A 24,097-nucleotide genomic window follows, 5' to 3' on the forward strand; every position below is an offset into this window, starting at 1 on the left:
GCGAGCGTGCCTGCCGCGCCCGCCGGACCCGGCCAGCGCCTGCGCCTGTCGCCGGGCGGCGCGCTTCGCTTCGCGGGCTGGTTCGCGCGGCAGAGCGTGCTGGGGGCAAGCGACGTGGCGTGGCGGGCATGCCAGCCGCGACTGCCCATTGCACCGGGCTTCCGGACCCATGTCACCGGTCTGCCACCGGGCGCACCGCGCACGCTTCTTGCGAACTGCATCACCCTTCTGCCCGGAACGCTGACGGCCGATATCGACGGCGCGCGGCTGACCATACACATGCTCGACCGCACGCAGGATCTCGACGCCGATCTGGGGGCGCTGGAGCACCGCGTTGCCGCGATCTGGGCCCTGCCGCCGCACCGGCCCGGCCATGGGGAGGCACGGGCATGAACCTCGCCGCGCTACTCGGATGGATGGCGGTCGGGTTGCTGGCCGCGGGTCTGGCGGCCTTGCCCCGGCTCTGGCGCGGCCCGACGCGCCCCGACCGGCTTGCCGCGGTGCAGTTGATGGGCACCAACGCCATCGCCGTGCTGATCGTGATGTCGGCGATGCTGCGCGACCCCGCGCTGCTGAACGCCGCGCTCGTGCTGGCGGCACTCGCCGCCGTGGGTACCCTGACCTTCGCGGCACTCTTCGGAAAGGACGATACCGATGATCGCTGATTTCCTTTGGCTGGGCCTGATCGCCGCCGGGCTGATCTTCTTCGCGGCGGGGACCCTTGGGCTTCTGCGGTTTCCCGACCTGTTCTGCCGGCTCCACGCGCTGACCAAGGCGGACAATCTGGGCCTTGCGCTCGTCGCACTCGGGACGGCGGGGCTGTGGGCCACGCCCGCGGCGGCGATGAAACTGGCGGTGATCTGGGCGCTGGTGGCGGTGTCGGCGGCGACCTCGGGCCACATGATCGCGCGTCACGCAAGGCGCGCCTGGCGGCAGGAGGACGCACTGTGAGCCCGCCCGATCCGTATCTTCTGCTCGATCTCGGGCTGGCCGCGACGATTCTCGTGCTTGCCCTGGCAGCGCTCCGGCAGCGCGACAGTTTCACGATGGCCGTCGTTTTCATCCTGTTCGGGCTTCTCGTCGCGCTGGCCTGGGTACGGCTGGATGCGCCCGACGTGGCACTGGCCGAAGCTGCCATCGGTGCGGGCGTGACCGGCGCGTTGCTGCTGCGCACCCTGCGCCATGTCGGCGGCGAACGGCGCGACCCGGCCCCTGTGCCGCGCGTCGTAGCGGGCATGCTCGGGCTGTCGGTGGCGGGTTTTGCGACTCTGGGCGGGCTTGCCCTGATGGCCACGCCGCGCCACGGCACTGGCCTGATCCCGGCAGTGGCCGCGCGCATGGACCAGAGCGGGGTCGAGCATCCCGTGACTGCGGTGCTGCTGAACTTTCGCGCCTATGACACGCTGTTGGAGGTCGTCGTGGTGCTGGCCGCCGTGATGGCGGTCTGGGCCATCGACCGGACCATCGACCGCGCGGCGGCCCCCCTGCCCTACCTGCCCGGTGTCGCCCTGCGCGGGCCCATCGCGGGCGCCTACCTGCGGCTGGTGCTGCCCGCGCTGGCGCTGATCGGCGCGTATCTCGTGTGGATCGGGGCCTATTCGCCGGGCGGCGCGTTCCAGGGCGGTGCGGTCCTGGCCGCGGCGGGCGTGCTGTCGGCGCTGGCGCGCGGCGGGCGATGGCCGCGTACGGCCGCGACAATGCCGCTGCTGCGCGGATCGCTCGTGCTGGGTGTGGTCGTGTTCACCGGCGTCGGCATCTGGGCGGCGGTCGCGGGCGGCGGGGTGCTGCACTATCCGCCCGCGCAGGCCAAGCCGCTGATCCTGCTGATCGAGGCGAGCGTGGCGCTGTCCATCGCCGCGACGCTGACGGCGCTGTTTCTCGGCCACATGCCGCAACCTGCGGCGCGGATCGCGCTGCGCAAGGGGACCACCAATGACACCTGAAACGATCTATGGCGCCACCGGCATCGCGCTGTTCGCCATCGGGCTTTACCACGCGCTGGTCCTGCCATCGGCCCTGCGGCGCATCGTGGCGCTGAACGTGGCGTCGGTGGGCGCGGGGTTCGTGATGGTGATCGCCGCGTGGCGACCGGGCGGGGGTGCCGACCCGGTGCCCCATGCGCTGGTTATCACGGGGATCGTGGTGCTTGTGGCTGCCACTGCCGTCGCACTCGCCCTCGTGCGGGCGCTCCATGACGCCGACACAACCGAAACGGACGACACGCCATGATCCCGCAGATCGACCTTGCCGCCATCGACTGGATGCTCGTGCCGGTCCTCGCGCCGCTTCTGGGCGCGATCGCGGGATTCGTGCTGCCGCGCGCCGCTACCGCCGCGGGGATGGCCGGGTTGGGGCTGTCGGCAGTCGGCTCCGCGGCAATCACCGCGCAGGTCCGGACCGGGGCCGCGCCATCGACCGCCATCGGCGGGTGGGAGCCGCCGCTGGGCATCGTTCTGGCCGCCGACGGGCTGACCGCCGCCTTCCTGCTGCTGACGGTGGTGCTGACGCTGGCCATCGGAACAACGCGTGCTTTGACGCCTGCACCGGCGCGGGGCGCCGCGATCTTCTGGCCGCTCATGCTGCTGCTGGTCGCGGGGCTGAACGGGGCGTTCCTGTCCACCGACATCTTCAACATCTATGTCACGCTTGAGGTTGCGGCGCTGGCCGCAGTGGGGCTTGCAGTGCTGACGGGCAGTGCCGCGGCGCTGCGCGCGGCGCTGAACTATCTGCTGGCGGGGATGCTGGGCGGGGTACTGATCCTGCTCGGGATCGGACTTTTATTCCACGCCCACGGGCGGCTCGATCTTGCCGGGCTCGCTGCCGTCGCGGGCAGCGCCCCGAGCGACGGGATCGCGCTCATCGCCATCATCGCGGGGCTCGCCCTGAAGGCCGCGCTGTTTCCGCTGCACGCGTGGCTGCCCGCGGCCCATTCCAACGCGCAGGCCCCGGTCAGCGCGCTTCTGTCGGCGCTGGTGCTGAAGGCACCGCTTTATGTGGCGCTGCGGCTCTGGGTCGGCGTGCTCGACCCGGCGACCGCCAGCGGCACGGTTCTGGGCGTCATGGGCGCGGGTGCGATCCTGTGGGGGTCGGTGCAGGCACTGCGCGCCGAACGGCTCAAGCTGCTCGTGGCTTATTCCACGGTGGCGCAGGTCGGGCTGATCTCGCTCGCCTTCGGGCTGAGCGCCGCGAACCCCGCCGCCATCGCCTGGACCGGGGCGGTCACGCTGATGCTGGCGCACGGGCTTGCCAAGGCCGCGATGTTCATGGCCGCCGGCCGTATCGTGGAGGAGGTCGGCCATGATCGCATCGCCGAACTTGACCGCTCTCCAAGGCGGCCCACGCTCGCGCAGTTCAGCTTCGCGCTGGCGGCCATCAGCCTGATCGGGCTGCCACCCACGCTCGGGTTCGCGGGCAAGTGGCAACTGATGGAAGGCGCCGTGCGCGCCGATGCCTGGATCTGGCTGGCCATGGCGATGGCGGGCACGCTGCTGAGCGTCGGCTACCTGTCGCGCGTGCTTGTCGGCTTCCTGCGCTTCGACCGGGTGCGCGGGGCCGTGGGCGAACACCAGGGCTGGACCCTGGCGGACGGCCCGCCGCTTCTACTGGCGGTCACGGCCTTCGGCGCGGGTCTCTTCGCCACCCATATCATTGCCCTTCTGGCGGCGGGTGCCCCGCTGGGCCAATTGCCCGGAGCCATGCAATGACCGAGTTCCTGACGGGCCTTCCCTATCTGCCTTTGCTGATCCTTGCGACCTCGCTGGGCATCGCGCCGGTGATCTTCGTGCTGGACGACGCCCATGCGCGGGCGCGCACCGCGCTGAACCTGTCGGCGGCAGCGATCAAGGTCGCGCTCGTGATCTGGCTGAGCTGGCAGGTCGCGCAGGGTACGGAATACAGCCTGCAGTTCGAGATGCTGCCGGGGCTGGATTTCGCGTTGCGCACCGACCCGCTGGCGGTGCTGTTCATGGCGCTGTCGGCGACCCTGTGGCTCCTGACCACGATCTATGCGGTGGGGTATCTGGAAAAGGGGCCGCACCGCAGCCGGTTCTTCGGCTTCTTCAGCATCTGCGTGGGCGCGACCGTGGGCATCGCCATGGCGGGCAACCTGTTCACGTTCCTGCTGTTCTACGAATTGCTGACGCTGGCGACCTATCCGCTCGTGGTGCATCGCGGCTCGGCGGCGGCACTGAAGGCCGGACGGCTTTACCTGATCTACACGCTGTCGGGCGGGCTGATGCTGCTTGTGGGTACGCTCTGGCTGTCGGTGCTGGCCGGCAGCACGGAATTCGTGCCGCGCGGGATCGTGGTCGACCTGACCGACGATCACGCGGGAACCCTCCAGATCATCTTCGTCCTGCTGATCGCGGGCGTAGGCGTGAAGGCGGCCCTTGTGCCGTTGCACGCATGGTTGCCGATTTCGATGGTGGCCCCGGCCCCGGTCAGCGCGCTGCTGCACGCCGTCGCGGTGGTCAAGGCGGGCGCCTTCGGGATCATGCGGGTGGTCTATGAGATCTACGGCATCGATACCGCGCAGGCCTTGGGCGTGACCGGCCCGCTGGCCGCGCTGGCGGCGGTGACGATCATCTACGGCTCGATCCGCGCGCTGGGGCAGGACGACATCAAGCGGCGGCTGGCGTTCTCCACCGTCAGCCAGGTGTCCTACATCACCTTGGGCGTGGCGCTGGCCAGCCCAGTGGCCGCGATCGGGGCGCTGGCGCACCTGATCCATCAAGGGCTGATGAAGATCACCATGTTCATGGCGGCGGGCAACCTTGCGGAAGAGCTGCACATCAAGAAGGTCAGCCAGATGAACGGGGTGGGCCGGCTGATGCCAGGCACGATGCTGGCCTTCTCGCTCGCGGCCCTCGGGATGATCGGTGTCCCGCCGCTCGCGGGGTTCATCAGCAAGTGGTATCTCGCCTCGGGCAGTCTGGCCGAGAACGCAGACTGGGTGATCGCCGTGCTGCTGGGGTCGAGCCTGCTGAACGCCGCCTATTTCCTGCCGATCCTGCACCGGGCGTGGTTCCTGCCGCCCTCGGGCACCACCGATTCCAGGCTGCCGACCCGGCCCAAGATCGGCTGGATGATGGCAGGGCCACCGCTGGGCACCGCAGCACTGGTTCTGGTGGCCGGGGTGCTCGCCAATGCGCCCTTCAGCCCGCTGGAATGGACGCGCTTCATCGTGTCGCGCGAATACACGGAGTGACGATGCCCCTGCCGCAGATCCTGATCGCCCTCGTGCCCGGCCTGCCGCTGGCGATGGCCGCGCTGCTGGCCTTCGCGCCCGCGCGTGCAGCGGTACGTGCCGTGCTGCCGCTGGCGGCGTTGCCCGCGCTGGCCCTGACCCTGCTGCCCGACTCGGCGCTTCTGGCCGAGCCGTGGCTGATGCTGGGCGGGCAATTCGGCACCGACCCTGTGGGGCGCGTGTTCATGGGCTTTTCCGCGCTGATCTGGGCAGCGGCGGGCTGGGCCGCCGTGGGCTGGATGCGCGGGGACGATCATGCCACCGGGTTCGCCGCGTGCTTCCTGCTGGCGATGGCCGGGAACCTCGGCATGTTCACCGCCCGCGACGTGGCGAGTCTTTATGCGCTCTTCGCGCTGATGAGCTTCGCGTCCTACGGTCTGGTGGTGCATGGCCGCAGCGGAAGCGCGTTCGCGGCTGGGCGGATCTACATCGTCTTCGTGGTTGCCGGGGAACTGGCGCTCTTCGCGGGGCTTGCGCTGATGGCGGCGAATGCCGGGTCGCTCATGCTGGCGGACTTGCGTGCAGCCCCCGTGTCGGACATCGCAGCGGGGCTGCTGCTGGCGGGGTTCGCGGTCAAGCTGGGGATCATGCCGCTGCATGTCTGGCTGCCGCCCGCCCATGGCGCCGCCCCGGTGCCCGCGAGCGCCGTTCTGTCGGGTGCCATGATCAAGGCCGGGCTGTTCGGGATGATCGCGGTAATGCCTTTCGGGGTGGCCGAGATGCCTGTGCACGGAACGGTCTTGATGGCCGCGGGTCTGGTAACGATCTTTGCCGCCGGGTTGGGGGGGGTGAACAGCGACAGCCCCAAGGCCGTGCTGGGCTGGTCGAGCGTCAGCCAGATGGGGCTGATGGCGCTTGGCCTTGGTGCTGCGCTGACGGTGCCGGGGGCATGGGCGCTGGTCCTGCCCGCGCTGATGTTCCAGGCGGCCCATCACGGGCTGGCCAAGGGCGCGCTGTTTCTTGGCACAGGCGCGTTCGGGGCTGCGGCGGCCCTGCGGGGGTCGTGGGCCGCGCTGCCGCTGCTCGCCCTGCCCATGGCAGCGCTTGTCGGCCTTGCGCCATTGTCGGGATACGCCGCGAAGGAAGGGCTGAGGGCCGCACTGGCGGCGGGGCCGGCGGGCTGGGTGCCGTGGCTTGTGCTGGCGCTGACCCTGTCGGGGCTGGTCACGACACTGCTGATGGGTCGGTATCTTCTGACCCTGTGGCGCCAGGTGCCGACGGTGCCGCGCGCGGTGGTCGAGGGGCCGGGCTGGGTGGCGCTGCCTGCGGCGACCCTTGCGGCCTGCGGCGTGCTGCTGCTGGGTCTCTGGCCGCTCGCGGGGTTCGGCCCGGTACCCTCGTCCTGGCCCAAGGACTGGCTGACCCAGTGGCCGGTTGCGGCGGGTGTGGTCCTGTCCGTCGCCGGGGCGATCTGGGGCCATGCGCAGCGGGTCGGGCCCTTGGTCCTGCTTGCGCAGGTCATGGCCCCGTGGCACGCGGCCGAGGCCTATGGCCAGCACAAGGTCCGCATGACCCAGCGCGCAGCGCGTCGGTTGGCCCGCGCCATCCCCGCGCACATCGACGCGGTGGCAGCGCGCTGGCGGCTCGGCCAGGCCGCGATGGCCGCCGTGCTTGTGGCTCTGCTGGCGGTGGAAGCCCCGGCGCTGTTTTCGCAGATCGCCGAGCATGCGCCCTTCGCTGCGGCGGGCCCGGATCTTCCACAACCATGACACGCGGCGTAGCGCTGCCCGCTCAGGTCGCGGCGGTCTGGTTCACCCGCGCGCTCAACGCAGCGGCGCTTTCCTTGCGTTCCGAATACCGGTCCACGAGGTAGTCGGCCCGGTCCCGCGTCAGCAGGGTGAATTTCACCAGTTCCTCCATCACGTCCACGATCCGGTCGTATAGCGGCGACGGGCGCATCCTTCCGGCTTCGTCGAATTCCTGGAACGCCTTGGGGATGGACGACTGGTTGGGGATCGTCAACATCCGCATCCAGCGCCCGAGGATGCGCATCTGGTTGACCGCGTTGAAGCTTTGCGACCCGCCCGACACCTGCATCACCGCAAGCGTCTTGCCCTGCGTCGGGCGCACTGCCCCTTCCGACAGCGGTATCCAGTCGATCTGGGTTTTCATCACCCCGGTCATGGCGCCGTGGCGTTCGGGGCTGGACCAGACCATCCCTTCGGACCATGCCGCGAGGTCGCGCAAGGCGCGCACGTTGGGATGGGTCGCGTCTGCGCCATCGTCCACCAGCGGCAGGCCCGCAGGGTCGAAGACCCGCACCTCGGCCCCCAGCCGGGTCAGTATGCGCCCGGCTTCCTCTGCCGACAGGCGTGAAAAGCTGCGCGCGCGCAGCGAGCCGTAGAGGATCGCGATGCGTGGTGCGTGGTCCGCCAGCGGTGGGGCCAGCAGCATGTCACGGTCGATCCCCGGCAGCATGTCGGCATGAAGGGCGGGTGTGTCGGTCACGTGGGTCGGTCCTCTTGCAGCGGCGTCAGGCCGGGGCCTCGGCGGGTGCCTGCAGTCGCAGACGCCCTGCGGCCAATGCCGAGGCCGCGACCATGACCGCTGCCGTCCCCAGCATCAAGGGCAGCCCGCCCAGCTGGTAGGTCAGTCCGGACAGCACCGTTCCCGCCAGCCGCCCCGCCGCGTTGGCCATGTAGTAGAAGCCCACATCCATCGTCACCCGCTCGGCCTTGGTGAAGGCAAGGATGAGGTAGGAATGGAGCGCCGAGTTCACCGCGAAGATCGCACCGAAGGCCAGCAGCCCCGCGACCAGCGTGGCGGTCAGCCAGTCCTGCGGTCCACCTGCGGCCAGCGCCGCCACGGTCAGTGCCGTGGGCACCGCCAGCAGCAGGCCCGCCCAGCCGCGCGCGGCGGCGATCAGGTCCGCCTCGGGGCGGTTCCTGGCGCGCAGAATTTTCGGCGCGGCGGCCTGCACGGCACCATACAGGATGATCCAGCCAGCCATGAATGTCCCGATCAGGAAGAACGCCGCGCGGTTCCCGGCCTCGGACCCATCCGACAGCACAGCGTAGAAATAGATCGGGATGCCGACCACGAACCACACGTCGCGCGCGCCGAACAGGAACACCCGCGCCGCCGACAGCCAGTTGACGTTCGCGTTGTCCGAGAAGACCTCGGAGAATTTCGCGCCCTTGCGGCCTTTCGGCAGGCCCGGCGGCATGGCGATCAGCACGGCCAGCAGGATCACCGCCAGCACCGCGGCCATGGCCAGCACCGCCCAGACGAAGCCGACCGACGCCAGCAGACCGGCCCCCATGAGGAACCCCACGCCCTTCACCGCGTTCTTCGATCCGGTCAGGGCCGCCACCCAGCGAAACAGCCCGTCTCCCGTCGTGGGCGCCAGCACCTTGACGGCGGATTTGGACGACATCTTGGCGAGATCCTTGGCCACCCCCGATGCGCCCTGCACCGCCATCACATAGGCGACCGACAGCCCCACGGCCCAGCCGGGATCGAGCTGCGCCAGCGCCAGCAACGCCGCGACCTGCAAGCTCAGACCGGCATAGAGCGTCATGGTCAACCCGAAGCGCGCGGCGATCCAGCCCGCCGACAGGTTGGTGACGATCCCCGCGATTTCATAGAGCACGAAGAGATAGGCCAGCTGGACCGGCGTGAAGCCGAGCGTGTGGAAATGCAGCAGCACCAGCATCCGCAGCGCGCCATCGGTGAGCATGAAGGCCCAGTAGGCTGCGGTCACGGCGATATAGGCCGACAGGCCCTCGGGGCGCGCGCGGGGGGCGGTCACAGGGACGCCCCGACCATCAGCGCGACGTCCACCAGTCGGTAGGCATAGCCCATCTCGTTGTCGTACCAGACATAGAGTTTCGCCTGCGTGCCGTTGATGACCATGGTGGACGGGCCATCCACGATGCCCGACCGGGTGTCGTTGACATAGTCGGCGGAAACGAGCGGGCGATCCTCAAAGCCCAGCACACCGGCCAGCGGGCCGTCGGCGGCGGCGCGCAGGGCTGCATTGATCTCTTCAGGCGTCGTCGGTCGTTCCAGTTCGAACACGCAATCGGTGAGCGACGCGTTCAGCAGCGGCACCCGCACCGCATGGCCGTTCAGCCGGCCCTTGAGTTCGGGATAGATCAGCGTGATCGCCGTGGCGCTGCCCGTGGTCGTGGGGATCAGCGAATTGAGCGCAGACCGTGCCCGGCGCAGGTCCTTGGCGGGGCGATCCACCATGGTTTGTGTGTTGGTCACGTCGTGGATCGTGGTGATCGACCCGTGCTTGATGCCGAAGCTGTCCAGCATGACCTTGACCACGGGGGCAAGGCAATTGGTCGTGCAGCTTGCCGCCGTCACGATCCGGTGCGTGGCAGGGTCATAGGTATCGTGGTTCACACCGTAGACGATGTTCGCCGTTAGCCCGTCCTTGACCGGGGCCGAGACGACGACCTTCTTCACGCCCGCGTCGAAATAGGGGGCAAGGGCCCCCTCGGACTTGAACACGCCGGTGCAGTCGATGACCACATCGACGCCACCAAGCGGTAGGTCGGCCAGCGCCTTGGCCCCGACGAAGGGCAGGCGCGTCCCGTCGACCGTCACGCTGTCGGCGTCTGCCGCGAAGGTCGCGGGCCAGCGCCCATGCACCGTGTCGAATTCCAGCAGATGGGCATGCATCGCGGCATCGCCCACCGCGTCGTTGATCCACGCGATCTTCGCGCCGCGTTCCAGCAGGGGACGCAGCGCCAGCTTTCCGATCCGGCCAAGGCCGTTGATGGCGTAGACGGTCACGCGCTGGCGCCTTGATCGGCGCGGCCGATATCGTCCACGGCCTTTTGCAGCGCGATGCGGTCAAGCTGCGCGAAGGGCAGCGCGGTGAAGGCGAGAATGCGGTTGCGCAGCGCGCCGTAAGCCTGCTGGAAGGCGAGGCTTTTCTGCGCGTCGGTGCCCTTGGCTTTGACAGGGTCGGGCATCCCCCAATGGGCGCTGACCGGCTGGCCTTCCCAGGCCGGGCATTCCTCGTTCGCGGCCTGATCGCAGACGGTGAAGACGAAATCCAGATGCGGCGCATCAGGGCCGGAAAACTCGGACACGTTCTTGGCGCGCAGGATGTCCACATCGTGGCCCTTGGCGCGCAGCACCTCCAGAGCGAAGGGGTTCAGTTCGGAATAGGGCTTTGTCCCTGCCGAATAGGCGATGAACCGGTCGCCCGCATCCTTGCGCAGGATGGATTCGGCAAAGATCGACCGGGCGGAATTGCCGGTGCAGATGAACAGGACGGTGTATTTGCGGTCGGCCATGGCGGGCACTCCGGTGGGCAGGGGCAAAAGGGCGGGCGGGCAGATATCGGGTCGGCCGCGGCAGCAGCCGACCATGAGATCGGCGAGCAGATGTTGCACGCCTGACATGTGGACCGTGTATCGCAGGGATGTGCCCGACCGATGTTGGCTGACCAGCCCAGCCTGCACGAGCGCAGACAGATAGGCCGACAGGGTCGATGCCTTGACCCCCATCGCCTCCGCGATCTCGCCCGCGGGAACACGGTCGGGATAGCGCCGCATCAGCAGGCGGAACACCGCCAGACGCTGCGGATGACCAAGGGTCGACAGTTGATGTGCGATATTTGATTCCATATTTCGTGAATATGAGAAATAATGGATGATGGCAAGGCTGAACTGCGCATGGCTCCGATGACCCCGATGGCTGCCACCGGGCCCGACAGGGCCATACTTTCGGTCAGGCGCCTTCGCCCTTCACGCGCCGGGCTATGCCGCTGCGCGGGGGCGGCGCGGCTGACAAGGGTATTCGATCGACGGCAATCGCCCGGCAGCAAAGCGCGGCCGGGCCTGTTCCGTTCAGCCGTTCCGAACAAGGCCGGCGGCGCCTACCCCAGCGCGTACCCCGCGCCCCGCACGGTGCGCACCAGGTCCGGTGCGCCATGCTGGCACAGCGCCTTGCGCAGGCGCCCGATATGAACGTCCACCGTGCGGGTATCGACATAGATGTCGCGGCCCCAGACCCGGTCCAGAAGCTGCTCGCGGCTCCAGACCCGGCCCGGCTTTTCCATGAAGGTGGACAGCAGCCGGAATTCGGTTGGGCCGAGTTTCAAAGGCTTGCCGTCGCGGAACACCTTGTGGCTTTCGGCATCGAGCGTGACACCCTCGAATTCCAGCACCTCGCCCACCGTGGCGGGCCGGGTGCGGCGCAACTGCGACCGGACCCGCGCCATCAGTTCGACCACCGAATAAGGCTTTATGACATAGTCGTCCGCCCCGGTTTCCAGGCCGCGCACGCGGTCGACCTCTTCCGACCGCGCCGACAGCATGATGATCGGCACATTGCGCGTTTCAGAACGGGTCTTGAGCTGCCGGCAGACCTCGATCCCGGAGACGTTGGGAAGCATCCAGTCCAGCACGATCAGGTCCGGTGCAGTTTCCTGCACCAGCATCAGCGCCTCTTCGCCGTTCTCGGCCCGCGCCACCCCGTAGCCTTCGGCTTCGAGGTTGTAGGCCAGAACCTCACGCTGTGCCGGCTCGTCCTCCACGATCAGCACAACAGGCTGTGACGCGGGCGCCACCATGTCACTCGGCCTCCGGCGACGCCATCATCGAAGTGCGGTCATGCTTCGGGCGCGCCTCGGTGGGCATTTCACCCGTGACGAGATAGATGACCTGGTCCGCGATGGAGGTCACGTGATCGCCCATCCGTTCGATGTTCTTGGCGATGAAATGCAGGTGCATGCAGCCGGTGATGTTGCGCGGATCTTCCATCATGTAGGTCAGGAACTGGCGGAACATGGCATTATACATCTGGTCCACCTCGCCGTCGCGCACGCGCACGTCCTCGGCAAGCTCTATATCGCGGGTAATGTAGGCGTCCAGCGAGTCCTTCAGCATCAGCTCGACCGCCTGCGCCATGCGCCGCAGGTCCGACGCCGAGCCATCGACCGGCGACATCTGCACCAGAACCGAGTTGCGCTTGGCGATGTTCTTGGCGTAGTCGCCGATCCGTTCCAGATTGCCGCTGATCTTCAGAACGCTCAGCACCGTGCGCATGTCACCAGCGGTGGGCGCACGCAGGGCGATCAGGCGGGCGCCTTCCTCGTAGATCAGCGCTTCGAGTTCATCGATGGCGCGGTCGCGGCTGCGGACGTCGGCGGCCATGTCCTCGTCCCTGGTTTCCAGCGCTCGCGCAGCATCGAGGATCGCGGCCTCGACCAGCCCACCCATCTTCATGATGTGTGCCTGCACGGCTTCGAGGTCCCGGTCGAAAGCCGAGGCGATATGCTTGTCGTTCGTCACGATGAATTCCTTTGCCTCAGCCGATCCGGCCGGTGATGTAGCTTTCGGTGCGCGGGTCTTTCGGGTTCGTGAAGATCTCGCTGGTTTCCCCGAACTCCACCAGATGGCCGAGATGGAAGAACGCGGTCTTCTGGCTCACCCGCGCGGCCTGCTGCATGGAGTGGGTCACGATGATCACCGAATACTGCGAGCGCAACTCGTCGATCAGTTCCTCCACCTGCGCGGTGGCGATCGGGTCGAGCGCCGAGCAGGGTTCGTCCATCAGAAGAACCTCGGGTTCCGTCGCCACGGCCCGCGCGATGCACAGGCGCTGCTGCTGGCCGCCAGATAGGCCGGTGCCCGGTTCCTGAAGCCGGTCCTTGACCTCCTCCCAGATCGCGCCACGGCGCAGGGCGCGTTCCACGATGTCATCCAGGTCGGCCTTGTTCTTGGCCAGACCGTGGATCTTCGGCCCATACGCGACGTTGTCGTAGATCGACTTGGGGAAGGGGTTGGGCTTCTGGAACACCATGCCGACCTTGGCGCGAAGTTGCACCGGATCGATGCGTTTGTCGTAGATATCCTCACCGTCGAGCGTGATATCCCCGGTGACCCTGCAGATGTCGATCGTGTCGTTCATCCGGTTCAGACAGCGCAGGAAGGTGGATTTCCCGCAGCCCGACGGCCCGATGAAGGCGGTCACGGTCTTGTCCTCGATATCGACGTCGATGCCCTTGATGGCCTCGGTCTCGCCATAGTAGACGTGCACGTCCCGGCCCGAGAACTTGATCTCGTGGGTGTCCACTCTTTGCTCCGTGATGCGCATGTCGTTCATGGGTTCTACTCCGCTTACCATTTGCGCTCGAACTTCGACCGAAGAAAGATCGCGATTGCATTCATGAAGATCAGGAAGCCCAGCAGCACGAGGATCGCGGCCGAGGTCCGGCTGACGAAGCCGCGTTCCGGGCTGTCGGCCCAGATGAAGATCTGCGTGGGCAGGGCTGTCGCACTGTCGAAGGGACCGGACGGGGCGGAGGTGATGAAGGCGTTCATGCCGATGAGCAGCAGCGGCGCGGTTTCCCCCAGCGCCTGCGCCAGCCCGATGATCGTGCCCGTGAGGATCCCGGGCATCGCCAGCGGCAGAACGTGCTGGAACACGACCTGGTGCTTGGACGCGCCCACCCCGAGTGCCGCTTCGCGGATAGACGGCGGCACCGCCTTCAATGCCGCGCGCGTCGCGATGATGATCGTGGGCATCGTCATCAAGGCCAACGTCAGACCGCCCACGAAGGGCGCCGACCGGGGCATTCCGAACCAGCCGATGAACACCGCCAGCGCCAGAAGTCCGAAGACCACCGAGGGGACCGCGGCCAAGTTGTTGATGTTGATCTCGATGAAGTCGCTGACACGGCTTTTTGGCGCGAACTCCTCAAGGTAGACAGCCGCCCCGATGCCGAGCGGGAACGAGATCAGGAAACAGGTCAGCAGTGCCCAGAACGACCCGACAAGCGCACCGCGCAAACCGGCCAGTTCGGGAAACCGTGAATCCGCAGCCGTCAGAAGCGTAAAGTTCAACGGGGTCGAGATCATGCCCCTGTCGGCGAGCTGGTCGAACCGCGCGATGGCCGCATCGTCCACCCGGCGGCGATTCTCGGGGGTATCCCGGCGCACGAGATTCTTGTTGAGCTGGTCGTATGGGTCCGAAAGGGGGACGGTCAGCGATACGGTCTGCCCGATCAGGGAAGGGTCAGACACCACCCGGTCGCGCAACTGGAACTGCGCCCCGTCGGACAGGATCGACGACAGCTTGCGCGCCTCGGCGCGATCGGACACGTCGATATCCGGAAACTGCTGGGCCATCGAAGCAAGCAGCACCTCCGAGAACCCACCGCGCGGGAGGTTTTCTTCGCTGATCTCCTCTGGATCGACATAGACATCCAGCGTCACATGGGTCTGGGTGAAGGCGTGGTGGCCCGTGCTGACCAGCGACCAGATCAGGATGAACAGCATCGTCAGCGCGAAGGTGATCGCCGCAATTCCCAGCCCCTGAAGGTAGAGCTGCTTTCGGTTGCGGCGGCCAAGGCTGTTCTTGACAGCTTCGGTCGTCAGGTTGCGCGGGCCCGGGCCGGCGTTGTCAGTGGTCAAATCGGTCATGTCAGCCAACCCTTAATCGTAGATTTCACGGTATTTGCGCACGATGCGCAGCGCGACGACGTTGATGGCGAGCGTCGCGAGGAACAGCATCATGCCAAGCGCAAAGGCCGCCAGCGTCTTGGGACTGTCGAAAGCCGTGTCACCAATCAGCAGCGTCACGATCTGAACCGTCACCGCCGTGACGCTGTCCAGCGGGTTGATCGTCATCCGCGCGATGAGACCCGCAGCCATGACCACGATCATCGTTTCGCCGATAGCGCGGCTGACAGCCAGCAACACGCCGCCGACGATGCCCGGGATGGCAGCGGGGAACAGCACGTTCAGCATCATCTCGCCGCGTGTCGCCCCCAGCGCCAGCGCGCCATCACGAAGACTGCGCGGCACAGCCGACAGTGCGTCATCCGCGAAGGAGGAAATGAACGGGATCAGCATGATGCCCATGACGCCACCCGCCGCCAGGGCAGTGTTCGACGCCACATCGAGCCCGAGGCTCGCACCCCACGCCCGAAGCGCCGGAGCGACCGTCAGGATCGCGAAGAAACCGTAGACCACCGTGGGCACGCCCGCGAGGATTTCCAGAACCGGTTTGACCGACTTGCGCACCGCGCGCGGGGCGAATTCGTTGAGATAGATGGCCGTCAGAAGCCCCACGGGAACGGCCACGAGCAGGGCGACCGATGCGATCACGATCGTGCCAAGGAAGACCGGCACCGCGCCGAATGCGCCCTCAGCGGCAATCTGATCCTCGCGGATGGGAATCTGCGGCTCCCAACTCGTTCCGAAGAGGAACTCCGTCACGGGGACCATCTGGAAGAATTTCCACGTCTCGTAGGTCAATGCGGCCACGATCCCGACGGTGGTAAAGATCGCCACCGTCGCGCAGAAGATCATGAGCCCGGATGTGATGTACTCGACCCGCTGCCGTGCCCGGAACTCGGCAGCTACCGTGCTGCGCGCGAAATACACGAGCGCGGCGGAAAGAACGACGACAACAACAACGAGAAGCCAGCGCGAGGCAGCCTGATAGGCGAGCAGCCGGTCCGCGGCCTCCAGTTTCCAGTCCTCGGGTGTGCCGAACACGCGACCCCCCGCAATCGACCGGATCTCCGACCCGATCAACTGGATTTCGCCAGCCCCAAGACCCTCGAGCACCCCCTCGGGCAGCGACGCCATCATCAGTCCGTCGATCACCGCACCCCGGAGCGCGATCCACAGCAGCACGATGGTCAGGACCGGCACGATCACCAGCAGGAACGAATGCAGCCCGTGGAAGCTGGACAGCGAATGCAGTTTCGCCCCGCCGCTACGCAGGGCCTGCGCGGACTGGACGTTGATCACATAGCCGACGATGGCTGCGACCAGCAGGATCACGAATGGCGCGAGTGTCATGGGGGACCAACCTGATGAGACAAATGCGACCGCCCGGCTGATGCCGGGCGGTCTAGAAGTGTAGATTGCCTTAGTCGGCGGGTGCTTCCATCGGAACGCTGTTGGCCACGCGCTCGCGCAGTTCGTCCCGACGCTCTTCCGACAGGGTCACGAGGCCGCGCTCGTTCAGGTAGCCGCCCGGTGCCAGTGCGTCTTCCGACATGTACTCGGTCAGGAATTCCTCGAATCCGGGGATCACGCCGCGATGCGCGTTCTTGATGTAGAAGAATAGCGGACGCGACACGGGGTAGGATCCGTCGCCGATGGTTTCGAGGGACGGTGTCGTGCCAGCGATCTTGACGCCCGCCAGCGTGTCGAGGTTCTCGTACACGAAGGAATAGCCGAAGATGCCGAGCGCGGTCGGGTCGGACTGCAGGCGCTGCACGATCAGGTTGTCGTTTTCACCGGCTTCGATGAACGGCCCGTCAGTGCGCATGCGCGAGCAGTTTTCTTCGACCCAGTCGCCGTCGAACCCACCGTTCTGAACATACTCGAGTTCTTCGCAACCGGCATGCATCGCCAGTTCGACGAACGCGTCACGCGTGCCCGAGGTCGGCGGCGGCCCAAGCACCTCGATCTCGACATCGGGCAGGCTGGCGTCGATTTCCGACCAGTTGGTGTAGGGGTTCGCGGCCCATTCACCGTCAACCGGCACTTCGGCTGCGAGCGCCAGAAAGATCTGGCCCAGCGTCAGGTCCCAGTCATGGGGGCTTTCGACCGACACCGCCAGCGACAGGCCGTCGGAGCCGATCTGCGCTTCGGTGATCGAGGTCACGCCGTTGTCCTGGCACATCTGGTACTCGGACGCTTTCATTGCGCGCGATGCGCCGGTGATGTCGGCGAAGGACTCGCCGATCCCGCCGCAGAAGATCTGCATGCCGCCGCCTGTACCGGTCGATTCGACGATCGGCGACGGGAATTCTGTCGTGTTGGCGAAACGCTCGGCCACGGCCTGCGTGTAAGGGAACACGGTGGATGACCCAACGCGGCGGATTTCTTCACGCGCGGCAGCGGCGGTTGCGGTCAGTGCCACGATGGCAATGGCCGACGTGGTGATCTTGGTTACAGACATGGTGTCTCCTAGTTTCAGGTGAACCGTTTCTTCTCGGTTCTGACTGCGGCCTACCCCCGCGCCGTGATGCCTATGCAACATTTTTGTGATGGTTTTGTGACACAGCGGGCGGAACACCGACCAATTCTGCCATCCCGGGCGCAAGCATCTGACCTACAGGCAAAAAAATTCCGGCACGAGATCTGACAACCTGCGCGTGCAGGGCCGTCTTTGGAGGCTATGAAAGGCCACGACGTGCCGTTGGAGGCGCGGCGCGCGTCCGATTCCCGCCCGGTTCCCGCGGCGCCGCCTCCGGTCCGGCCGCAACCGCCTTGACGGGCAGGACGCAGCCGGCAAGGCGGCCGCGCGGCCCGAACTTGGCACGCTGCAATCGGCCTGCTACGGCACGATCGAGTAATCCAGCGAAAGGGTCCGGCATGGGACGGCCGATTTCACGACAGGACCGGCAGGACCCGCGCAGGCCGGGGTTCCGCGCAGGCCGGGCCGCCCCGCTATCCGCCGTCGGACTGGTGCTGGCGGGGTTGTTCTTTCTCGCCGCGCTGACGCCGTCCCTGCTGCCACGCGATCCCGTGATGCAGGGGGTGCTGGCGGGCGTGCTGGCCACCATCGGACACGAGATCGGCGTCGCCTGCGCGTGGCTCTGGCGGTTTCTCGGGCTGCCGGTTCCCGCCCGGCGCGGCCGCTTGCTTGCCGCGGGGGCCGCGGTTGCGGTGTCCGCGGTCGGTTACGGGCTGTCGCGCGCCGCCGACTGGCAGGACGCCACCCGCCGCATGATGGGTCTCGATCCCGTCGATGCCGTCTATCCCCTGACCATTGCGGGTACGGGCCTCGCCGTGGCGCTGGGGCTGTTCGTGCTGGCGCGGCTTTTCGGGGTCGCCACTCGTCGCGCCGGGCGCGTGCTGGGCCGTGTCGTGCCCCCGCGCGTCGGTCTGGTGATCGGGGTCGCGGTTGTCGGCTGGCTGTTCTGGGCGGTGATCGACGGCGTGGTGCTGCGCCGCGTGCTCGACCTCGCGGACGCGTCCTTTGCCGCCGCCGATGCGCTGATGGATCCCGACACGCCCGCGCCCGCCGATCCGAACCGCACCGGCAGCGCCGCAAGCCTTGTGGCCTGGGACGAAATGGGGCGCTGGGGCCGATCCTACGTGACGCGCACGCCCGGTGCGGACGAAATCGCCGCCTTTGCCGGACCTGACGCGATGGCGCCGTTGCGGGTCTATGTCGGTCGACGCGCCGCGGCCACGCCCGAAGACCGCGCCGAGATCGCGCTGGCCGAACTGATCCGGCAGGGCGGGTTCGACCGCGCGGCGCTTGTGGTGACCGTACCCGTGGGTACCGGCTGGATGGACCCCGGCGCCCATGACACGCTGGATTTCATGCTGGGCGGCGACGTGGCGACCGTGTCGGTGCAGTATTCCTACCTGACCTCGGTGCTGTCTCTATGGGTGGCACCCGAGGCCGGGATCGCGCAGGCCCGCGCCCTGTTCGACGCTGTGTATGACCACTGGACCACCCTGCCCCGCGACGCGCGGCCGAAGCTCTATGTCCACGGGCTCAGCCAGGGGGCGTTCAACACCCAGATCGCGCTGCCGCTTCTGGATATCCTCGCCGACCCGATCGACGGCGCGATGTGGGCCGGCTCGCCCTTCCTGTCGCCGCTCTGGCAGCATGTGCGCGACAATCGGCGCCCGGACAGCCCCGAATGGCGCCCGCGCTTCGGCAACGGGTCGCTCGTGCGCGTGGCCAACCAGCAGGGCGGGCTGGACCGCTTCAATGCCGAATGGGGACCGATGCGGCTCGTGTTCCTGCATTACGGCACAGACGCCATCGTCAGCTTCACATTTGATTCCGGCCTGCGTCGCCCCGGATGGATGGCCCCGCCCCGCGCCTTCGACGTGGCACCGGAGTTCCGGTGGTTCCCGGTCGTGACGATGTTCCAACTGGCGCTGGATATGGCGATCTCGTTGCAGGTGCCGGGCTACGGGCATTTCTACATCGCCCCCGACTATATCGACGCCTGGGCGGCGGTCGTGGAGCCCGAGGGCTGGACCCCCGACCGCGCGGCGGAGCTGAAGGCGATCTTTGCCGCCCGGCCCGCGCCGTTCTGATGCGCCGGTCCGCCTGGATCGCGTTCGCGGTGGTGGTGGCCGTTCTGCTGGCGCTCGCGGCCAACACCGCGCGGCAATTGACGGGCTTTGCCCTGCCCGCCGACAGCCCGGCGGAACGGCAGGCGCAGTTGGCCGGGCACTGGCGGTTCGCGCAGCCGCACGGGCCGGGGCCGCATCCGGGGCTGGTTCTGCTGTCCGGCTGCGACGGGGTGCGCGACAACATGGACCGCTGGGCTGATGCGGCCCGCGCCATGGGTTTCGCCACGCTGATCGTGGACAGCCATGCGCCCCGCGGTCTCGACGATTTCGAGGCGTGGCGGCTTGTCTGCGCGGGGCAGCAACTGACCGGCGCGGAGCGGGCCGGGGATCTTGCCGTCGCGCTGGCCCATCTGCGCACGCAGCCGGGGGTGGACGGCGAGCGACTCGCGGTGCTGGGCGTGTCCCATGGCGGCTGGACCGCGCTCGATTTCCTGACGCTGACCGACGGCACCGACCCGCCGCCGGGCCTGACCGCGTGGCCGGAGGGATCGGCCGCAGCGGCCCGCGGCGGGTTGCGCGCGGCGATCACACTCTATCCCTATTGCGGCGCGGGCAGCCGGGCTGGGGCGCGCGGCTGGGAATGGCCGGGCGCGGTCACGATGATCCTTGTCGATGGTGACACGGTGACGGGGGACGCGCCCTGCAGGGATCTCGCGGCGCGCATGGCGGATGCCGGAACACCCGTTGCACTGACGGTGCTAAAGGGCGTGACCCACGGCTTCGACCAGCAGGTGCGTTCCGCCCTCAGCCCATTGCGCTTCGACGGGCCGGCCACGGCGCAGGCTGCCGCTATCATCGGCGCGGCACTGACGGATGTGGCGGCGGGCCGCTGAATTCCATCGCATGCGGCGGCCATGTTCCCTTCGCGCCCGGCTTCGTGCAGACTTACGCCATTGCCTGAGCCTGTGACCAGTCTGCCGGAGTTCCCATGACCACCTCTCCCCTGCCCCTTCTGGGCGTCGCCCTGACACGCCCGGATTTCGACGCGCTCCGCGACTGGATCACCGGCCCCGGCCGCGCCATCGAGATCCAGGATTTCGTCGGGGCGGATGTGATCGCGGGCGACACCGATGCGCTGGTGGCCGACTGGCGGGCAGCGCTGGCCGGACATGCGGGTCCGCGCGGCATCCACGGCCCGTTCTTCGGGCTGGACCTGTCGAACCCGGACCGCGAGATCCGAGCGGTCATCCAGCGCCGCCTGCTCAAGGGGTTGGAGATCGCGGAAGCGCTTGGCGGCACCCACATGGTCGTGCACAGCCCGTTCAATTTCTGGCACGTGCTGAACCGCGACAACTACCCGCGCATCCATGCCGGCATGATCGACGCCATGGCCGATTGCCTGTCCCCCGTTCTCGCACGCGCGGCGGATGTCGGCTGCACCCTGATGCTGGAAAACATCGACGACACGGACCCGCAGCACCGCGCGGACGCCGCGCGCGCCATCGGTCATCCGAACCTGGCGCTGTCCATCGACACGGGCCACGCGACGCTGGCCCATGCCAATTACGGCGCGCCGCCCGTTGTGGATTTCGTCGCCCGGGCAGGCGACCTCCTGGGCCATGTGCACCTGCAGGACGTGGACGGGCATGCCGACCGCCACTGGCACCCCGGCGAAGGCATCATTCCATGGCCCGCCGTGTTCAACGCGCTCGCACGCAACCCGGCCGAACCGCGCCTGGTCCTCGAGGTGCGCGACCGCCGGGACCGACTGCCGCGGACCGTCGCCGCGCTGGAGGCGCTTGGCCTCGCCCGCTGACCGGGTTGCGTTTTCCCCCGCCCTGCCTATGCTGCGCCGCAAAACCGGACCCGGGTGCGATCCCCGGGTGGCTCTTCCGGCCGCCGATCCGCCGGACCATGACAGGACAAACCGACCTGATCGACCGGGCAGCGTGCCCCGGCCTTGGGAACCCTTTTTCATGATTTCACTCTCTGCCTATCGCCGCGACTGGAGCGACAACATCCGCGGCGACCTTCTGTCGGGGCTCGTCGTCGCACTTGCGCTGATCCCCGAAGCCATCGCCTTTTCCATCATCGCGGGCGTGGACCCGAAGGTCGGGCTTTATGCCTCCTTCTCCATCGCCGTCATCACCGCCATCGCGGGCGGGCGGCCCGGCATGATATCCGCCGCGACCGCCGCGACCGCCGTGCTGATGGTCACGCTCGTGCGCGACCACGGACTGGAATACCTGCTGGCGACGACCGTGCTGGCCGGGCTGTTGCAGATCGGCGCCGGCTTCCTCAAGCTCGGCTACGTCATGCGCTTCGTGTCGCGCTCGGTGATGACCGGCTTCGTCAACGCGCTCGCGATCCTGATCTTCATGGCGCAGCTACCCGAACTCGACCCCACCAAGGTGCCGATGCTGACCTTCGCACTCGTCGCCGGGGGCCTTGCGATCATCTACCTGTTCCCGCGGATCACCACCGCCGTGCCATCACCGCTCGTGACGATCGTCGTGCTGACCGCGCTGACCGTCGCCATGGGCTGGGAGGTCCGGACCGTCGGCGACATGGGCGCGCTGCCCGACACCCTGCCGATGTTCCTGATCCCCGACATCCCACTGACACTGGAAACGCTCCAGATCATCTTCCCCTATGCCGTGGCCGTGGCCGTGGTGGGCCTGCTGGAAAGCCTGATGACCCAGCAGATCGTGGACGACCTGACCGACACCGGTTCGGACCGCAACCAGGAATGCATCGGCCAGGGGCTGGCCAACACCGCCACCGGTTTCATCGGCGGCATGGCGGGCTGCGCCATGATCGGCCAGTCGATCATCAACGTGAAATCCGGCGGGCGGGGGCGGCTGTCGTGCTTCGTGGCCGGGGTGTTCCTGCTCATCCTCGTGGTTGCGTTGGGGGATCTCGTGTCGATCATCCCCATGGCTGCGCTCGTGGCGATCATGATCATGGTGTCGATCGGCACATTCTCGTGGTCGTCCATCAAGAACTTGCGCGAACATCCGAAATCGTCGTCCATCGTGATGCTGGCGACGGTGTTCTTCGTGGTCTACACCCACAACCTCGCCATCGGGGTGCTGGTCGGCGTGCTGCTGTCGGGCATCTTCTTCGCGTGGAAGATCGCGCAACTGTTCCGCGTGCGGACCGAGATCACGCCCTCGGGCAGCCACCGGACCTATTACGTCGAAGGGCAGCTCTTCTTCGCCTCGTCCGAGGATTTCATGAAGGCGTTCGACTTCAAGGAAGCGCCGGAAAAGGTCACCATCGACGTCAGCCGCGCCCATATCTGGGACATCTCGTCGGTGGCCGCGCTCGACATGGCGGTGCTCAAGTTCCGCCGCGAAGGCGCGGATGTGGAGATCGTCGGGCTGAACGAAGCATCCGAAACCATCGTCGACCGGCTTGCGATTCACGACAAGCCCGGCGCGATGGACCAGTTGTCGGCGCATTGAGGAGAACAGGATGACCATCAAGACCATCAACGCGCTCGTCGATGCATCGAGCTATGCCGAAAGCGTCTGCCACCATGCGGCGTGGATCGCCACGCGCACCGGGGCGCGGGTGAAGCTGTATCACGTCATGGGGCGGCGCGCGGGCGGCGACAGCCAGGACCTGAGCGGCGCGATCAAGCTGGGCGCGCGGTCCGACCTGCTCAAGAAGCTCAGCGATCTCGACGCGGAACGCGCGAAGCTCGCCCACGAACAGGGCCGCGCGATCCTCGACGACGCCAAGGCGATCCTCGAGGATCGCGGCGTGTCCGAGGTCGTCACCCGGCTGCGGCAGGGCGATCTGGTAGAGTCGGTGACGGCCACCGAGAACACCGGCGACCTGATCGTGATCGGCAAGCGCGGCGAGGCGGCGGGCGTCGCCATGGAGCATCTTGGCTCCAACCTCGAACGGGTGGTGCGCGCGTCGCACAAGCCTGTCTTCGTGGCGAACCGCGCGTTCCGCGACATCAAGCGCGTGCTGGTCGCGTTCGATGGCGGCACCGCGGCATTGCAAGCGGTAGACTACATGGCGCGCAGTCCGCTCTTCGCGGGCCTGTCCGTCACAGTCGTCCAGGTCGGCGCGGAAACACCCGCCATGCGGCGCACGCTGGAGGGGGCCGCGGCAACCCTGCGCGCGGGCGGGCTGGAGGCCGATACGGAGTTGCGCGGCGGACAACCGGAAAAGGTGCTGGGCGACATGACCGATCCCGAAAAGCCCGGTGGCTACGACCTGCTGGTGATGGGCGCCTATAGCCGGTCGCGCATCCGGTCGCTGTTCGTCGGCTCGACCACCACGGAAATGGTGCGGTCGTGCCGGGTGCCGGTGCTGATGATGCACTGAAACCGGAGGGGCGGCAGGCGGTGCCGGGTCAGGCCCGGCACACCGGTGCGCCCTGTCCGGTCACTCAGCCAACGCCGCGGCCTCCGCCGCGGGATCGAGCGGCGCACCCGCGCCGATATCGGCAAGGAACGCATCGAGCGCACCCAACCCGGATGCCGCCGAAAGCGCCCCGCCCGCCGCGGGCTGGCGCAACACCAGTTCGGGGCGCCATTGCCCGCCATCGCCGCGGCAAAGCACCCCGAGCGCGCCATCGCGTCCCGCAGGCATGAGTTCCGCCTCGCGGCACAGCGCATCGGCCCCGTCGCGGAAACTCGACACGACGCGCAGCGCCCCTGCATCTGTGGCCGCGCTCTCGCCCGTGGCGAGCCGTCCCAGCGCATCCTGTACCGCGGCGCTGTCGAACCCGGCGGCAGGAGCGCCCGGTGCTGGACCGCGCGCCATGAAACCCGCGCCCAGGCCCACGGCCAGCGCGAGGCTCGCCGCCAGCGGCAGCGCCCAGACAGGCGCCGGGCGCCGCCCGAATGCCGGCCGGAGC

General features: G+C 67.7%; 23 protein-coding genes, 1 pseudogene and 1 other annotated feature. Of the genes and pseudogenes, 13 read left to right on the plus strand and 11 right to left on the minus strand.

Going from position 1 to position 24,097, the window contains the following annotated elements; genetic code table 11:
* From DDE13_RS17305 to DDE13_RS17340, 8 genes are all read left to right on the plus strand, one after another.
* Positions 1–393 (plus strand): Na+/H+ antiporter subunit E (locus DDE13_RS17305; protein WP_111405531.1); only part of this gene is annotated, 393 nt, incomplete at its 5' end.
* Positions 390–665, plus strand: coding sequence for a monovalent cation/H+ antiporter complex subunit F (locus DDE13_RS17310; RefSeq protein ID WP_111405532.1), 276 nt, complete (start codon positions 390–392; stop codon positions 663–665). The genes DDE13_RS17305 and DDE13_RS17310, both read left to right, overlap by 4 nt.
* Entirely contained in the window at positions 655–951 is a 297-nt protein-coding gene (locus tag DDE13_RS17315) for a cation:proton antiporter (RefSeq protein ID WP_111405533.1), read from the plus strand. Before DDE13_RS17310 ends, DDE13_RS17315 begins: the two co-directional genes overlap by 11 nt.
* Positions 948–1,943, plus strand: coding sequence for a hydrogenase subunit MbhD domain-containing protein (locus DDE13_RS17320; RefSeq protein ID WP_222626126.1), 996 nt, complete (start codon positions 948–950; stop codon positions 1,941–1,943). The genes DDE13_RS17315 and DDE13_RS17320 overlap by 4 nt, the downstream gene beginning before the upstream one ends.
* Entirely contained in the window at positions 1,933–2,229 is a 297-nt protein-coding gene (locus DDE13_RS17325; protein ID WP_111405534.1) for an NADH-quinone oxidoreductase subunit K, read from the plus strand. The genes DDE13_RS17320 and DDE13_RS17325 overlap by 11 nt, the downstream gene beginning before the upstream one ends.
* Positions 2,226–3,704 carry a complex I subunit 5 family protein gene (locus DDE13_RS17330; protein WP_111405535.1) on the plus strand — a complete coding sequence of 493 codons (1,479 nt, stop codon included), beginning with the start codon at positions 2,226–2,228 and terminating at the stop codon, positions 3,702–3,704. The genes DDE13_RS17325 and DDE13_RS17330 overlap by 4 nt, the downstream gene beginning before the upstream one ends.
* Positions 3,701–5,206, plus strand: a complete 1,506-nt coding sequence (locus DDE13_RS17335; RefSeq protein ID WP_111405536.1) for a complex I subunit 5 family protein — start codon at positions 3,701–3,703, stop codon at positions 5,204–5,206. The genes DDE13_RS17330 and DDE13_RS17335 overlap by 4 nt, the downstream gene beginning before the upstream one ends.
* 2 nt (positions 5,207–5,208) lie before the next feature.
* Entirely contained in the window at positions 5,209–6,954 is a 1,746-nt protein-coding gene (locus DDE13_RS17340; RefSeq protein WP_162631063.1) for a complex I subunit 5 family protein, read from the plus strand.
* A 22-nt stretch (positions 6,955–6,976) separates the two neighbouring features.
* On the opposite strand, the gene arsH is transcribed toward DDE13_RS17340, so the two are convergent.
* From arsH to DDE13_RS17390, 10 genes are all read right to left on the minus strand, one after another.
* Positions 6,977–7,693, minus strand: coding sequence for an arsenical resistance protein ArsH (gene arsH / locus DDE13_RS17345; RefSeq protein WP_268951255.1), 717 nt, complete (start codon positions 7,691–7,693; stop codon positions 6,977–6,979).
* Positions 7,694–7,718: 25 nt separating this feature from the next.
* Positions 7,719–8,996: an organoarsenical effux MFS transporter ArsJ gene (gene arsJ, locus DDE13_RS17350; protein ID WP_111405538.1), complete on the minus strand. Its 1,278-nt coding sequence runs from the start codon at positions 8,994–8,996 to the stop codon at positions 7,719–7,721.
* Positions 8,993–9,991: an ArsJ-associated glyceraldehyde-3-phosphate dehydrogenase gene (locus DDE13_RS17355; RefSeq protein WP_111405539.1), complete on the minus strand. Its 999-nt coding sequence runs from the start codon at positions 9,989–9,991 to the stop codon at positions 8,993–8,995. Before DDE13_RS17355 ends, arsJ begins: the two co-directional genes overlap by 4 nt.
* Complete coding sequence (locus DDE13_RS17360) at positions 9,988–10,833, minus strand: arsenate reductase/protein-tyrosine-phosphatase family protein (protein ID WP_111405540.1); 846 nt, start codon at positions 10,831–10,833, stop codon at positions 9,988–9,990. The genes DDE13_RS17355 and DDE13_RS17360 overlap by 4 nt, the downstream gene beginning before the upstream one ends.
* Positions 10,834–11,084: 251 nt before the next feature.
* A complete protein-coding gene (gene phoB / locus DDE13_RS17365) occupies positions 11,085–11,780 on the minus strand; it encodes a phosphate regulon transcriptional regulator PhoB (RefSeq protein WP_162631064.1) in 696 nt (231 codons plus the stop codon).
* Between the two features lies 1 nt (position 11,781).
* A complete protein-coding gene (gene phoU, locus DDE13_RS17370) occupies positions 11,782–12,501 on the minus strand; it encodes a phosphate signaling complex protein PhoU (protein ID WP_394340310.1) in 720 nt (239 codons plus the stop codon).
* Between the two features lie 16 nt (positions 12,502–12,517).
* Positions 12,518–13,306, minus strand: coding sequence for a phosphate ABC transporter ATP-binding protein PstB (gene pstB / locus DDE13_RS17375; RefSeq protein WP_394340311.1), 789 nt, complete (start codon positions 13,304–13,306; stop codon positions 12,518–12,520).
* A 23-nt stretch (positions 13,307–13,329) separates the two neighbouring features.
* Complete coding sequence (gene pstA / locus DDE13_RS17380; RefSeq protein WP_111405543.1) at positions 13,330–14,634, minus strand: phosphate ABC transporter permease PstA; 1,305 nt, start codon at positions 14,632–14,634, stop codon at positions 13,330–13,332.
* A 12-nt stretch (positions 14,635–14,646) separates the two neighbouring features.
* Positions 14,647–16,023, minus strand: coding sequence for a phosphate ABC transporter permease subunit PstC (gene pstC / locus DDE13_RS17385; RefSeq protein ID WP_111405544.1), 1,377 nt, complete (start codon positions 16,021–16,023; stop codon positions 14,647–14,649).
* A gap of 70 nt (positions 16,024–16,093) precedes the next feature.
* Positions 16,094–17,134, minus strand: coding sequence for a substrate-binding domain-containing protein (locus DDE13_RS17390; RefSeq protein ID WP_111405545.1), 1,041 nt, complete (start codon positions 17,132–17,134; stop codon positions 16,094–16,096).
* A gap of 416 nt (positions 17,135–17,550) precedes the next feature.
* Between DDE13_RS17390 and DDE13_RS17395 the strand changes: the two genes are divergently transcribed.
* From DDE13_RS17395 to DDE13_RS17415, 5 genes are all read left to right on the plus strand, one after another.
* Positions 17,551–19,239, plus strand: coding sequence for an alpha/beta hydrolase (locus tag DDE13_RS17395; protein WP_111405546.1), 1,689 nt, complete (start codon positions 17,551–17,553; stop codon positions 19,237–19,239).
* A complete protein-coding gene (locus DDE13_RS17400) occupies positions 19,239–20,111 on the plus strand; it encodes a dienelactone hydrolase family protein (protein ID WP_111405547.1) in 873 nt (290 codons plus the stop codon). The genes DDE13_RS17395 and DDE13_RS17400 overlap by 1 nt, the downstream gene beginning before the upstream one ends.
* A 95-nt stretch (positions 20,112–20,206) precedes the next feature.
* A complete protein-coding gene (locus DDE13_RS17405) occupies positions 20,207–21,034 on the plus strand; it encodes a sugar phosphate isomerase/epimerase family protein (protein ID WP_111405548.1) in 828 nt (275 codons plus the stop codon).
* Positions 21,035–21,077: 43 nt separating this feature from the next.
* Positions 21,078–21,135 (plus strand) — a sequence feature (sul1 is cis-regulatory element that is thought to sense ions involved in sulfur or methionine metabolism; They are found in Alphaproteobacteria).
* Between the two features lie 59 nt (positions 21,136–21,194).
* A complete protein-coding gene (locus DDE13_RS17410; RefSeq protein ID WP_111405549.1) occupies positions 21,195–22,685 on the plus strand; it encodes a SulP family inorganic anion transporter in 1,491 nt (496 codons plus the stop codon).
* Positions 22,686–22,695: 10 nt separating this feature from the next.
* Entirely contained in the window at positions 22,696–23,562 is an 867-nt protein-coding gene (locus tag DDE13_RS17415) for a universal stress protein (RefSeq protein WP_111405550.1), read from the plus strand.
* Between the two features lie 60 nt (positions 23,563–23,622).
* Here the strand turns inward: DDE13_RS17415 and DDE13_RS17420 are convergent.
* Positions 23,623–24,097: pseudogene (locus DDE13_RS17420) on the minus strand (hypothetical protein); the annotation flags it as partial.

It is taken from the genome of Meridianimarinicoccus zhengii, assembly GCF_003254465.1.
GTDB lineage: Bacteria > Pseudomonadota > Alphaproteobacteria > Rhodobacterales > Rhodobacteraceae > Meridianimarinicoccus > Meridianimarinicoccus zhengii.

Bases quoted from the DNA above. Each gene is read 5' to 3' on its own strand.
- DDE13_RS17340 (WP_162631063.1), top strand. From the start codon at position 5,209: ATGCCCCTGCCGCAGATCCTGATCGCCCTCGTGCCCGGCCTGCCGCTG.
- DDE13_RS17415 (WP_111405550.1), top strand. From the start codon at position 22,696: ATGACCATCAAGACCATCAACGCGCTCGTCGATGCATCGAGCTATGCC.
- DDE13_RS17405 (WP_111405548.1), top strand. From the start codon at position 20,207: ATGACCACCTCTCCCCTGCCCCTTCTGGGCGTCGCCCTGACACGCCCG.
- DDE13_RS17325 (WP_111405534.1), top strand. From the start codon at position 1,933: ATGACACCTGAAACGATCTATGGCGCCACCGGCATCGCGCTGTTCGCC.
- DDE13_RS17410 (WP_111405549.1), top strand. From the start codon at position 21,195: ATGATTTCACTCTCTGCCTATCGCCGCGACTGGAGCGACAACATCCGC.
- DDE13_RS17310 (WP_111405532.1), top strand. From the start codon at position 390: ATGAACCTCGCCGCGCTACTCGGATGGATGGCGGTCGGGTTGCTGGCC.
- pstA (WP_111405543.1), bottom strand. From the start codon at position 14,634: ATGACCGATTTGACCACTGACAACGCCGGCCCGGGCCCGCGCAACCTG.
- DDE13_RS17315 (WP_111405533.1), top strand. From the start codon at position 655: ATGATCGCTGATTTCCTTTGGCTGGGCCTGATCGCCGCCGGGCTGATC.
- DDE13_RS17395 (WP_111405546.1), top strand. From the start codon at position 17,551: ATGGGACGGCCGATTTCACGACAGGACCGGCAGGACCCGCGCAGGCCG.
- pstB (WP_394340311.1), bottom strand. From the start codon at position 13,306: ATGCGCATCACGGAGCAAAGAGTGGACACCCACGAGATCAAGTTCTCG.
- DDE13_RS17330 (WP_111405535.1), top strand. From the start codon at position 2,226: ATGATCCCGCAGATCGACCTTGCCGCCATCGACTGGATGCTCGTGCCG.
- phoB (WP_162631064.1), bottom strand. From the start codon at position 11,780: ATGGTGGCGCCCGCGTCACAGCCTGTTGTGCTGATCGTGGAGGACGAG.
- DDE13_RS17400 (WP_111405547.1), top strand. From the start codon at position 19,239: ATGCGCCGGTCCGCCTGGATCGCGTTCGCGGTGGTGGTGGCCGTTCTG.
- pstC (WP_111405544.1), bottom strand. From the start codon at position 16,023: ATGACACTCGCGCCATTCGTGATCCTGCTGGTCGCAGCCATCGTCGGC.
- DDE13_RS17360 (WP_111405540.1), bottom strand. From the start codon at position 10,833: ATGGAATCAAATATCGCACATCAACTGTCGACCCTTGGTCATCCGCAG.
- DDE13_RS17335 (WP_111405536.1), top strand. From the start codon at position 3,701: ATGACCGAGTTCCTGACGGGCCTTCCCTATCTGCCTTTGCTGATCCTT.
- DDE13_RS17390 (WP_111405545.1), bottom strand. From the start codon at position 17,134: ATGTCTGTAACCAAGATCACCACGTCGGCCATTGCCATCGTGGCACTG.